Origin of the sequence: Clostridium rectalis, from assembly GCF_900626095.1 — a bacterium.
GTDB classification, from domain to species: Bacteria; Bacillota; Clostridia; order Clostridiales; family Clostridiaceae; genus Clostridium_AS; species Clostridium_AS rectalis.
In genome coordinates, this window is sequence record NZ_UYZZ01000004.1 from 211,608 (window position 1) to 224,631 (window position 13,024).

Genomic DNA, 13,024 nt, shown 5'->3' on the forward strand with positions numbered 1-13,024 from the left:
ATAATGAATAATTTTAATAAATTTATAGATTATATGTTGAGCAAAAAAATTGGATTAGAGGAAGAAAGTATATTTGAAAATGAAAATGCATTTAAAGTTCACATAATTGAGAACATAAATAATACAAAAATAAAATTTGATATTATATTTGATAAAAAAGATGAGTACGTGGATATTTATTGTAAGGACATTATAGGAGTTGATGAGGAAAATATAGTTAATGTTATAAGTTTTATTAATGCATTAAATACTGAATATAGAGCTGTTACTTTCTATATAAGAGATAATAAAATAAATGCAAAAAGTTCAATATTAGTGGATAATAATTTTTCACCTGAAACTGTATTTATTTTATTAAATATAATAATAAAAATTGTAGATAAAATAATTGAATAATAATATTTTATGGAGGCAAATTTATGATAATTGGTATTGACTTAGGTACAACAAATTCAGCAGCGGCATATATTGATAAGGATGGAAATCCGCAAATGTTTTTAAATAGAGAAGGAGATCGTATAACACCGTCTGTAATTTTATTTGAGGATAATACTCCAGTAATAGGGAGTATAGCTAAAATGAACTCTATTTCAGATCCATATAATGTTGTACAGTTTGTTAAAAGACAATTAGGAAATGAAAATTATAAATTTACAAGGGAAGATGGAGAAGAATTTACTACAGAAGAGCTATCAGCATTAATAATAAAAAGAATTAAGGAAGATGTGGAGAATTATTTAGGAAAGAAGGTAGGACAGGCAGTAATAACGGTTCCAGCTTATTTTGATGATGCGCAAAGAAAGGCAACTCAAGATGCTGGGGCAATTGCTGGTTTAGATGTAGTAAGCATAATAAATGAACCCACGGCGGCAGCGCTAGCATATGGAATAACTAGCAAGGCTGGAGCTCAAAATGTTGTAGTTTATGATTTAGGTGGGGGAACTTTTGATGTAACAATAATGAAGATAACAGAAGGGGAAATAGTAATAAAGGCAACGGGAGGAGATAAAAATTTAGGTGGATTTGATTTTGATAACAAGATTATAGAGTATGTTATAAATAAATTTGAAGAAGAGCATCAGGTGGACTTGTATGATGATGATATAGCAATTCAGGATCTCAGGGAAAAGGCGGAAATGTGCAAAAAAATGTTATCTAGTAGATTAAAATCTAGTATAACTGTAGTATCCCAAGGAAAGGCATTGAAGGTAGATATAACAAGAGATTTATTTAATGAAATGATAGAGCCTCTTTTAGATAGGACTATTTTTATTATGAATAATGTTATTGATGAATCAGGAATATCAGATAAAATAGATAAAATACTATTGGTGGGTGGTTCTACAAGAGTAAATAGAGTATCAGAAGTAATTGAAAAAACTATTGGAATTAAACCATCTAGTGAAGTGAATCCTGATGAGGTAGTAGCTATTGGAGCGGCTTATCAAGGATATATATTTAATAAAGATCTAAAAAATGATGATAAAAAAATAAATCATAAAATAACGGATGTGAATTCTCATAGTTTAGGAATAGTGGCTATTAATAATTTAGGAGAGGATGAAAATTGCATAATCTTAGAAAAAAATACCCCTTTACCTGCAGAAGCAGAAAGGGAGTTTTATACTTCTTTTGATGGACAAGATCAAATTAAATTAAAAATTACTGAAGGTGAAGATGAGGAATTAGAATATGTGAATATAATAGGAACAGCAACTCTAAAATTAAGAAACAGTCCCAAGGGTTCTCCTATTAATGTGATTATTTCTTATGATTCTAACTCTATAGTTCATGTAAGGGTTATTGATTTAATAAGTAATGAGGATTTAGGTGAAATGTATATAGAAAGAAAATCTAATTTGTCCAAGGATGAGGTATTATACAAAACTGAAAAAATATCAGAAATAAATGTAGATTAGGGGTTAATAGAATGATTAATTATTATGAAGAACTTAACATTGAAAAAAGTTTAAAGGGTGATGAATTAAGGAAAGAGTTAAAAATTTTACAAAGAAAATGGATGGGAAGAACTAATGCTCCAGATTTAAATAGAAGACAGGATGCTGAGAGAAAAGTAGAAATGATTGCAGAGGCAGAAAAAATTCTACTAAATGAAAGCAAGAGAAAAGAATATGACGTAAGTTTAAGTGAAAGTTTTGATGACAATGAAAAAAATACTGAAAGTAGAGAATATAATACAAATTGTACTAGTGTACAGGAGCTTATTGATACTGCATGGGACTTAATAATTTCAAATAAACCCGCAGATGCAATAGTGATTGCAAGAAAAGCAACAGAAATTGAGGTGAATAATAGTAAAACATGGATAACTTTAGCTTATGCTTATACTTTATGGAAGAGTCCAACAGAGGCAGAAGATGCTTATAAACGAGCAATAAATATAACTCCTAACAATGATACATATTATTGTGAGTTCGGCAACTTTTATTTGGATTATAATGAATTTGATAAAGCAAGAGATTGTGCTGATAAAGCTAATGTATTAAATCCTAACTCGGATTACAATAAATTATTATTGGCAAATGTTTATGCAAATACAGATGAGTATGATAGTGCAATATCTATATTTGAGGAACTTATAAAAAACAATCCCTCTAATGAAGGGTTTAAAAAAATGTTAGCTGATTGCTATTATTTTAAAGGATTAGAATGTTGTTATAAACATAGTGACGGATATTATTATAATGTATCAGAAGAGGATACTAAGGAAATGATTAGCAATATGAAAAAAGCCCAAAAATATAATAATGATTCGGAATTAAATGATAAAATCGCATGGGGGGAAGAGTCATTAAAGAAGAAATTTGACAAGAGTAAAATTTCATTATTTGCTGTACCTGCCGTTATGTTTTTGGCTGCCAATAAGTTTATATTTAAATTTTTAGCTGTTGCTATAATTGCTGGAATAGCTTATTTATGCATGAGACCTCAATGGAGGTTAAATAGAAATAGTTTGTTTGGGGAGAAGACAGTCTTTGATTATAGTTCATTAATAGTAACTAAAAGTATTGGTGTTATATTCATGGTGATTGTTGGTTGTTGGAGGTTTGTTATTGAAATGTTAGCAGGTTCAACAAGGGATTAATATTTTAAACAAATAAAACTATGCAAAATAGAATGATGAATTTTGCATAGTTTTTATATGTGAAAATAAATATAAAATTATTAAAATATTTGGAGGTACCCATGAATTATTTAGACTTATATAATGTTGAAAGTTTAGAAAAATTTAAGGATATGATAAATGAATATATAAAAAAAGGATTAAATAATAAAGCTTTAGAAATACTTTTAGAGGCTTTAAAAAAATGTCCTGATCATCCGGAATTATATATTATTATCTCAGATATATATATAAATTCAGGTGATTATGTAAAGGCTAATCAATATTTAAATCAGGCATTATATCTAGATGGAAATAATCCAGAATATAAAGTGATCCAGGGAAAATTATATTATTTTAAAAAAGATATTGAAAATGCATTTGCTATTTTAAAAGAAATAATACAAACAGTTCCAGAAAATTATACCGCTAATTTATTAATGGCAAATATGTTGATAGAATTAGGTGATTATAATAAAGCTAAAGATCATATTCAAATTGTTAATAAAAGCGGTGAAATCACAGTGGATTCTGTAAAATTAGTAGTAAGATATTTAATGGGATGCAATGAATATAATCAAGCTATAGAATTACTTAAAAAGGATAATAAAAAGTTAAGAAATGATGAATTAGAATATCTTAGGGCTAAAGTATATTATATGATGGGACAGGAGTCTGAATGTATTAAGGTTTGCAAAAAAATGAGAATTAAGTATCCAAATTCTATTTATATAATCAAGGCTGATGAATTAATAAATAAGGTCAATAAAAAAAGTTATTATAAAAGTAATGATACGGTAGAAAGAAATACGGAGTCTAGTATAAAAGACGATGAATCTTTAAAAGATTCTCTAGAGAAATTGAATAATTTAATAGGACTTAAAAATGTAAAAAACGAAGTGAATAAAATTGTAAAACTAATTCAATTTGAAAAAGAAAGAAGTAAAAGATTAGGTATTAAAGATAATATTTCTCAATGTTATCACTTTATGTTTTCAGGTAATCCAGGTACAGGTAAAACGACAGTTGCTAGATTATTAGGGAGTATATTTTATAATTTGGGTATTTTAGAAAAAGGACATGTAGTTGAGGTGGATAGAAGTGATTTAGTAGAGGGGTATATAGGACAAACAGCAACAAAAACTTCTAAAGTTATAGATAGTGCTATGGGCGGAATTCTATTTATAGACGAGGCTTATACATTATACCCTAAAGATAGTTCTAATGACTTTGGTAAAGAGGCTATAGATACATTGTTAAAGGCAATGGAGGATAAAAGAGATAAATTTATAGTAATAGTTGCAGGGTATAAAAATCAAATGAAAGATTTTTTAAAATCTAATCCAGGGTTGAAAAGTAGAATAAGCATTGAAGTAGATTTTGAAAATTATACTGAAGAGGAGCTGTTACTAATTGCTAGAGAAATAGCTAAAATGAATTATTATAGAATGTGTTCTCATGGGGAAAGAGCATTTATAAAGGCAATAAGTAATGAAATGTTTGATGAAAATTTTGCAAATGGAAGATCAGTAAGAAATTTAATTGAAGCAGCTATTAGGGAGAGAGCTTTTAGATTAGGTGGACAAAACCTTACGGAAGAGGAATTAAGTACCTTAGAACCTAAGGATTTTAATATAGATATTGAAAACTTATTTGGAGATGACTTAGACCAGATACAAAAAGAACTGGAAGACTTAATAGGACTTAATAAAGTTAAAAAAGTAATAGACAATCTTATAAAACTTGTTAAGGTTAACAAAAAAAAGGAGAACATGGGAGTTAAAACAAATGGTGTTAATTTACATATGGTATTTAAGGGAAATCCAGGCACAGGTAAGACTACTGTGGCACGAATAGTTAGTAGAATGTTAAAGGCTATAGGCGTGTTAAAAAAAGGACATTTAATAGAGGTTACAAGTGAAGATTTAATTTCAGGATATGTAGGACAAACTGCTACTAAAACATTAGAAAAAATTAAAGAAGCATATGGTGGAGTTTTATTTATTGATGAGGCTTACTCTTTGGCTAGTAAGGGACAGGGAGAGGCTGATGGGTTTGGTAAAGAGGCATTAGCAATATTGATAAAAGAAATGGAAGACAATAGAGATAAGTTTGTAGTAATTATGGCTGGATATACTGATGAAATGGCTGACTTAATGAATGTTAATCCTGGACTTAAAAGTAGAATCGGATACGAAATAGAGTTTGAGGATTATAATGAGAAGGAATTAATGGAGATATTTAAAATATTTTGTGAGAAAGAGAAATATAAATTATCAAGGGAAGCAAAGATTTTGTTAGAAGAAAATTTCTATAAGACATATATAAATAGAGATAAAAACTATGGTAATGGCAGAGTAGCGAGACAATTATTTGAGATGGTAAAAATTAATCAGGCCCAAAGGGTTGTAGAATTAGAGGGAGAGTCATTATTTGAAATTATCAAAGATGATATAAAGGAATGCGAGTGTTAGTAGCTAAATATAATATATCATTTTTATTATTTAAGTAGGTTGTGTTAATATATGTTATAAAATTTAAATATTATGTCAGTTAAGAATTTATTTTATATAATTTCCAAATATTTAAAAGGAAATTATAATTTTAAGTATAATATTTAAATATATAGTAAAAAAAGATGGGAGAATACTATCTTTTTATTAATATATTAGAAAAGGGGAATGAATGATATGTTGTATGTTATTGGAGTAGATGGAGGAGGTACAAAAACAGAGGCTGTTGCTTATGATTTAGAGGGAGAGATGATTATGTCTTCCTTAAGGGGTTTTGGGAATTTACTAAATGGTAAGGATGAGGCTTTAAAAAATATTATAGATTCTATAGAAGAAATAGTAAATAATTTGGGGAAGGAAAACTTAAAAGCATTGTATTTAGGAGTAGCAGGTTCAGAAGTTGGGGATAATTCTAGGATAATAGAGAAGGAAATTAAAGATAAACTGGCACTTGATTCTGTAGTGATGAATGATGGAGAATTAGCATTAAGGGCTATATTAAAAGGTGAGGATGGTATTTTAACTATTGCAGGAACTGGTTCTATTGCTTTTGGGATAAATAAAGATAAATCCTGTAAATGTGGAGGTTGGGGACATCTTCTTGGTGATGAAGGCAGTGGATATAAAATAGCTATAGAAGCTATAAAAAATATGATATACGAAGAAGATTACTTATTAGAAAAATCAGCTCTTACTAAAGCCATAATGGAGAAACTTAATATATCCTCAGTTTCTGAAATTACAAGTTTTGTATACTCATCTACAAAGGATGAAGTTGCAAGTTTAACTCCTATAGTTTCTAAACTTGCTGATAAAGGTGATAGATTATCAAAAGAAATATTATTACAAGAGGGAATTGCCATAGCTAAGAGTACAGAAAATGTGTATAAAAAACTAAAGTTTAATACTTGTTTAATAGGATTAGTTGGAGGGGTTATAAAAAAATCTGCTGTAGTTAGACAAGCTTTCGAAAAATATTTAAAAGAAAATGTAAAAGTTGATTCTTTTGTAGATGATAAGGTTTCACCAGCTAAAGGGGCGTATTATATGTATATAAGAAAGTAGAAATAAAAATAAAAAACTGTTTTATTAGCAGTTTTTTATTTTTTTTAATTGTGTAAATTTGTGTGTAAAATAAGGTAATTTTTGAAAGTGTGCAGTTATTTTACACAGTGTGTGAATAAAGTGTGTAACTGTATATAGTATGTGGATAGGGGGGTTTAAGGTTGGAAAGATATTGGCACGATGTTTGCTATATATAATAGTGCACATACAAAGTAGAAACTTAGGAGGTATGTTCAATGGAGAAAGGCATAAAAATAGTGACAATAGGGGGAGGATCTAGTTATACTCCTGAATTAGTTGAGGGGTTTATAAAAAGGTATGATGAATTGCCAGTTAGAGAATTATGGTTAGTTGATATAGAGGAAGGAAAGGAAAAATTACAGATAGTAGGGAGCCTAGCTAAAAGAATGGTAAAAAAAGCTGGAGTACCTATGAAAATAAATTTAACTTTAGATAGAAAAGAGGCATTAAAGGATGCTGATTTTGTTACCACTCAGATAAGGGTTGGTCTATTAGATGCAAGAATCAAGGATGAAAGAATTCCTTTAAACCATGGAGTTATAGGACAAGAAACTAATGGTGCAGGAGGAATGTTTAAGGCATTAAGAACGATTCCAGTTATTTTAGATATAGATAAGGATATGAGTAGATTATGTCCTAATGCATGGATGATAAATTTTACTAATCCAGCAGGGATGGTTACAGAAGCTTTATTAAAATATGGTAAAAATAAAAAAGTTGTGGGACTTTGTAATGTACCTATTGGTATGGAGAAGGCAGCAGCAAAGGTATTAGGAGTGGAACATAAAAGACTTAGAATGGATTTTATAGGGTTGAATCATATGGTGTTTGGTAAAGATGCATATGTAGATGGTATAAAAGTAACTGAAAAGTTAATGGATTTATTAGCTAGTGGAAAAGTAGGACAGATAGTTAAAAATATATCTGATTTTACTTGGGATAAGGATTTTATAAAAGCATTAGGTATGATGCCATGCCCTTATCATAAGTATTATTTTCAAACAAGGGACATGTTAGAAGAAGAATTGAAAGAATTTTCTAAAGGAGAAACAAGAGCAGAGGTTGTAAAAAAAGTAGAGGAAGATTTGTTTAAACTTTATAAGGATGAAACTTTAGATGTTAAACCTTTAGAATTAGAAAAAAGGGGAGGAGCCTACTATAGTGATGCAGCATGTAGGTTAATATGTTCAATATACAATGACAAAAGAGACATACAACCTGTAAATACAAGAAACAATGGGGCTATAGTAAATCTCCCAAAAGAATCTTGTGTTGAAGTTTCATGTATTATAACAAAAGATGGGCCTAAACCTATTGCATTCGGTGAGTTACCAGTAGGAATAAATGGACTTATTCAACAGATAAAAACTTTTGAAAGATTAGTTGTGGATGCTGCAGTAAATGGAGATTATGAAAAGGCAATATTGGCTTTAACAGTTAATCCTTTAGTTCAATCAGATAAGCTTGCTAAGAATTTAGTAGATGAGCTTATGGTAGCACATAAAGACTATTTACCTCAATTTAAAAAAGTTATATAAAAAGGCTTTAAATGATTCTTTTAAATTAGTGCATTATTAATTAATTGCTTATAAATTTATAAATATTAAAAGGGGAGGATTAAAGCATGAAAAAGTTCTTTGATTGGATGGAAGAGCATTTTGTTCCAATAGCAGCTAAGATAGGTTCACAAAGACATTTGGTTGCTATTCGTGATGGCTTTGCCACAATTACTCCAATTATTATGGCGGGGGCTTTTGCAACATTATTTAATAACTTAGGATGGAAAAGGTATCAAGATTTTATGAGTTGGCTATTGCCTGCTAATTGGAAGGATTTTGGTGGTGGTATCTGGAATGGTACTTTTGCCATAATGTCATTATTAGTTGTATTTACAATATCTTATCATTTAGCTAGATCTTATGACAAGGATGCATTATCAGCAGGAATTGTATCTCTAGCGGCATTATTAATTTTATATAAACAAACAGAGGATGGAGCGATACCACTTACGTTCTTAGGTGGTCGAGGACTATTTGTTGCACTTATAGTTGCTTTAGTTGCTACAGAAATATTTGTTAAGCTATCTGGAAATCCTAAATTGATTATTAAAATGCCAGAAGGGGTTCCACCAGCAGTAGCAAAATCTTTCGCAGCATTATTACCATCCATTATAGTTTTAGCTATTGTAGCAGGAGTTAAACAGATTTTTGCAGCATTGGGAGTAATTGATTTACATCAAGCTTTATTTACTATGTTACAAGCTCCACTTCAGGGAGTTATGGGAAGTTTAGGTGGTTTATTAGTTCTAGTGTTAGCACAACAATTCCTATGGTTCTTTGGACTACATGGTTCAAATATACTTGCACCAATTATAAATGCAGTTTTATTACCATTAACAGAAGCAAATGTAAGAGCATTAAAAAATGGAGTTGCTGCAGAGCATATAGTAAACAGCCAGTTCTTAGATTCTTATGTAAATATGGGAGGATCAGGAGTTACCATAGCGTTACTTATTGCTATATTCTTAGTTGGTAAAAAGAGCAAGTCACAAAAAACTATTGCAAACCTAAGTGTTGGACCAGGAATGTTTAATATCAATGAACCCGTTATATTTGGTATGCCGATAATTTTAAATCCAATTTATTTCATACCATTTTTATTAGCACCTTTAGCTTCTGGATTTATTGCATATACATTAACTGCTATTGGATTTGCACCTAAAGTTGTAGTTATGGCACACTGGACAACACCACCAATTTTAGGCGCAATTATATCAACAAACTCAATAAGAGGTGGAATTACAGCTCTTATCTGTTTAGTAGTTAGTATAATAATATATGTACCATTTGTTCGTATGTCAGTTAGAAAAGAACAAGAAACTTTAGTTAAAGTAGAAAACACACATTCCATTTAAATAAAAATTTGCCCCCAACAAAAACCGTATGCAGTAATGCATACGGTTTTTACTGTGTAAAGCATGACAAAGCCTTTATTTAGGGGATATAAAATTTGGATATACTACCTGAATTTCATACCCCCTATTTATTAAAGATAAGTTATAAGCGTATTTACTTTACATAGAAATTGTGCAATAATAGAAAATTGTGAAACCATGTTTAATCAAAATATTTTAGGGAACATTTTGGATAAAAACTTGGTAAATAATGATTTTGTATAGTGAGGAGTAAAAGATGAAGATAGGATTTGACCATAAGAAATATCTAGAAGAACAATCGAAGTATATCTTAGAGAGAGTTAATAATTTTGACAAATTGTATTTAGAATTTGGAGGAAAACTCTTATTTGACCTTCATGCTAAAAGGGTTTTGCCTGGATTTGATGAAAATGCGAAAATAAAACTCCTACATAGACTAAGAGAAAAGGTTGAAATAGTTATCTGTGTATATGCAGGGGATATAGAAAGAAACAAAATAAGAGGCGACTTTGGTATTACTTATGACATGGATGTTTTAAGATTAATTGACGATTTGAGAACTTATGAACTTGATGTAAATAGTGTTGTAATTACTAGATATGATGGACAGCCTGCTACAACTGTATTTATAAATAAGCTTGAACGTAGAGGTATAAAGGTATATAAGCATAAGGCTACTAAAGGATATCCTACGGATGTGGATACGATAGTAAGTGATGAAGGGTATGGAGCTAACCCATATATTGAAACTACAAAGCCTATAGTAGTTGTAACTGCACCGGGTCCAGGAAGTGGAAAATTAGCAACTTGTCTTAGTCAACTATATCATGAATATAAAAGAGGCAAAATTGCAGGATACTCAAAATTTGAAACATTTCCAGTGTGGAATGTACCTTTAAAACACCCATTAAATATAGCATACGAAGCTGCCACAGCAGATCTTAAAGATGTAAATATGATTGATTCATTCCATTTAGATGCTTACAATAAAATGTCAGTAAATTATAATCGTGATATTGAGATGTTTCCTGTTTTAAAGAGAATTATAGAAAAAATAACAGGAAAAGAATCAATATATGAATCACCAACAGATATGGGAGTTAATAGGGTTGGCTTTGGTATTATAGATGATGAAGTAGTTAAAGAGGCATCTAGACAGGAAATAATAAGAAGATACTTCAAAACAAATTGTGAATATAAAAAAGGTTATGTGGATAAGGAAACTTTTCAAAGGGTAAAACTTATAATGGAAGAACTTAATTTAAAAGAAAAAGATAGGAAGGTTGTTTTACCAGCAAGGAAAAGATCGGCTAAATTAAAAGAAGAATCAAATAAAAATGAAGTATGTCCAGCAGTGGCAATAGAACTTCAGGATGGTACTATACTTACTGGAAAAAGTTCTTTAGTTATGGATGCTACAGCCGCTGTAATTTTAAATGCCGTAAAACATCTTGCAAAAATATCTGATGATATATATCTTCTTTCTCCAGTTATTCTTGAACCTATTATAAATTTAAAGGCAAAAACCTTAGGAAGTAAAAACACAGCCTTAAATTGTGAAGAAATATTAATAGCACTTAGCATTTGCGCAGCTACTAATCCAACAGCACAGGTGGCTATGGAAAAATTGACAATGTTAAAGGGATGTCAAGCACATTCTACTACAATTTTAACTGTTAATGATGAACAGACCTTTAGAAAACTCGGTATAGATATAACATGTGATGCAGAGTATCCATCAGAAAGTCTTTACTATAATAATTAATTATAATATTAAAACCGACTATTATTTAAAGTAATAGTCGGTTTTAATATAAAAAGGAGTGGTATACCATTGTTTGTAATATGTTATTTTATAGTATAAAATAAAATAAAGTGTTTATTTGGAGGAATTTTTATAATGGAAATTCAGTCTGGATTTTTTAAGAAATTAAGTATAAAGATGAAAGATAGAATATATTTTTCTTTAATTACTATTTTAGCAATTTTATGTAGAATATTTTTTATATTAAAGATACCATGCAATCCCTTATCTGATTTTGAAAAATATCAGTCTATAGCTACAAATATATTTTTGGGAAATGGGCATTTTTATTTAGAAAAACCTACAGCGTTTCAACCTATGGGATACCCCTTTGCATTAGGATATTTTTATAGATTAATAGGATCTAATGATATATTTTTTGGAAAATTATTCAATGTGATAATATCATCTGTTACGTTAATAATTATATTACTTATACTTTTAAAATTATGTAAAAGTGTAAAAAAGGTATATCTACCTTACATAATAATAGCCTTTATTCCTAACTATATTGCTTATAATAATGTATTGGGTTCAGAAGTGTTAATAACATTTTTATTTGCATGTATTATATATTTTCAGTTATGTACTTTTAATTATAAAATTAGATATATTGTTATTGGAATTTTTATTGGACTTGCTGCTTTAACTAAACCATTTTTTTTATGTTATCCTATTATTATTGCGGTAATTATGTGGTTAAAGCATAAGAACATAAAAGAGGCAGGTAAATTGTTTAATATATCTTTTATTTTCATGTGTATAGTAGTTTTACCATGGACTTATAGGAATTATAAAAAATTTAATTTAATAATTCCTGTATCTCATAATGGGGGATATGTACTTTTTATAAATAATAATAGTAATAATAAAAATGGAGCTTGGATGGCTATAAAAGATATAGACGTTTCTTTAGATTTTAAAGAAAAACTTATAAATAATAATTTTGCATATAAAGATTCAACAAAAAATGAAATAGATCAGGTAATGTTGAGTCCCGCATTAGATAAAATATTTAAAAAAGAAGGTAAAAAGTGGATAAAAAATCATCCAATACAATTTTTAAAATTAGGTCTAATTAGAATAAAAAATACATTTTTTAATGGTGCAGGGGATATCTATGCTTGGGGAATGAACAGTATAGAGGAGAATAAGTATACAAGTTTTTTAAAAAGTGAATTTTTAAGAAAGGCTTTTTCCAAGGAAATTTATATAATAAGCCTGATATCTTTTATATTTATATTCTTAAATATAAAAGATATAATTACTTCTGTATTTAAGAAAGGTAAAAAAATAGACTATTTAGTATCCATTCCAGTTATAAATATTTCTTTTTTCATATTAATAAGTTTTGTATTTGAAGGGCAACAAAGATATAATTTTCCAGTATTATTTTTACTAGCTCTATCCTCTTTAATATGTATAGAAAAAATTTTTATGAAAGTCTATTATTTATTCCAAAGAAAAGAGTTTATAAATGAAGCAAAATAGATAACTATTATTGCCGCATTAGTATATTCATAAAAAGAATGGTTGTTTGTTTTAATAACCATTCTTTTTAT

General features: G+C 29.0%; 9 protein-coding genes. All 9 read left to right on the top strand.

What is annotated here, in order from left to right:
- Positions 1-3: 3 nt before the first annotated feature.
- The gene (locus EJL03_RS08210) at positions 4-396 is read left to right on the top strand and encodes a YbjN domain-containing protein (protein WP_164509040.1); all 393 of its coding nucleotides are present in this window, start codon (positions 4-6) and stop codon (positions 394-396) included.
- A 23-nt stretch (positions 397-419) separates the two neighbouring features.
- On the top strand, positions 420-1,919 hold the full coding sequence (locus EJL03_RS08215) for an Hsp70 family protein (protein WP_125153484.1): 1,500 nt from the start codon (positions 420-422) through the stop codon (positions 1,917-1,919).
- 11 nt (positions 1,920-1,930) lie between these two features.
- On the top strand, positions 1,931-3,106 hold the full coding sequence (locus EJL03_RS08220) for a tetratricopeptide repeat protein (protein ID WP_125153485.1): 1,176 nt from the start codon (positions 1,931-1,933) through the stop codon (positions 3,104-3,106).
- Between the two features lie 101 nt (positions 3,107-3,207).
- Positions 3,208-5,598, top strand: coding sequence for an AAA family ATPase (locus tag EJL03_RS08225; RefSeq protein ID WP_125153486.1), 2,391 nt, complete (start codon positions 3,208-3,210; stop codon positions 5,596-5,598).
- A gap of 216 nt (positions 5,599-5,814) precedes the next feature.
- A complete protein-coding gene (locus EJL03_RS08230; RefSeq protein ID WP_125153487.1) occupies positions 5,815-6,702 on the top strand; it encodes an N-acetylglucosamine kinase in 888 nt (295 codons plus the stop codon).
- A gap of 236 nt (positions 6,703-6,938) precedes the next feature.
- Positions 6,939-8,261: a 6-phospho-beta-glucosidase gene (locus tag EJL03_RS08235; RefSeq protein WP_125153488.1), complete on the top strand. Its 1,323-nt coding sequence runs from the start codon at positions 6,939-6,941 to the stop codon at positions 8,259-8,261.
- A gap of 86 nt (positions 8,262-8,347) precedes the next feature.
- Positions 8,348-9,637 carry a PTS sugar transporter subunit IIC gene (locus tag EJL03_RS08240; RefSeq protein WP_125153489.1) on the top strand — a complete coding sequence of 430 codons (1,290 nt, stop codon included), beginning with the start codon at positions 8,348-8,350 and terminating at the stop codon, positions 9,635-9,637.
- A 277-nt stretch (positions 9,638-9,914) separates the two neighbouring features.
- The gene (locus EJL03_RS08245) at positions 9,915-11,423 is read left to right on the top strand and encodes a DUF1846 domain-containing protein (protein WP_125153490.1); all 1,509 of its coding nucleotides are present in this window, start codon (positions 9,915-9,917) and stop codon (positions 11,421-11,423) included.
- Between the two features lie 135 nt (positions 11,424-11,558).
- The gene (locus tag EJL03_RS08250) at positions 11,559-12,953 is read left to right on the top strand and encodes a glycosyltransferase family 39 protein (RefSeq protein ID WP_125153491.1); all 1,395 of its coding nucleotides are present in this window, start codon (positions 11,559-11,561) and stop codon (positions 12,951-12,953) included.
- Positions 12,954-13,024 lie beyond the last annotated feature (71 nt).

Bases quoted from the DNA above. Each gene is read 5' to 3' on its own strand.
- EJL03_RS08240 (WP_125153489.1), top strand. From the start codon at position 8,348: ATGAAAAAGTTCTTTGATTGGATGGAAGAGCATTTTGTTCCAATAGCA.
- EJL03_RS08225 (WP_125153486.1), top strand. From the start codon at position 3,208: ATGAATTATTTAGACTTATATAATGTTGAAAGTTTAGAAAAATTTAAG.
- EJL03_RS08245 (WP_125153490.1), top strand. From the start codon at position 9,915: ATGAAGATAGGATTTGACCATAAGAAATATCTAGAAGAACAATCGAAG.
- EJL03_RS08220 (WP_125153485.1), top strand. From the start codon at position 1,931: ATGATTAATTATTATGAAGAACTTAACATTGAAAAAAGTTTAAAGGGT.
- EJL03_RS08215 (WP_125153484.1), top strand. From the start codon at position 420: ATGATAATTGGTATTGACTTAGGTACAACAAATTCAGCAGCGGCATAT.
- EJL03_RS08235 (WP_125153488.1), top strand. From the start codon at position 6,939: ATGGAGAAAGGCATAAAAATAGTGACAATAGGGGGAGGATCTAGTTAT.
- EJL03_RS08250 (WP_125153491.1), top strand. From the start codon at position 11,559: ATGGAAATTCAGTCTGGATTTTTTAAGAAATTAAGTATAAAGATGAAA.
- EJL03_RS08230 (WP_125153487.1), top strand. From the start codon at position 5,815: ATGTTGTATGTTATTGGAGTAGATGGAGGAGGTACAAAAACAGAGGCT.
- EJL03_RS08210 (WP_164509040.1), top strand. From the start codon at position 4: ATGAATAATTTTAATAAATTTATAGATTATATGTTGAGCAAAAAAATT.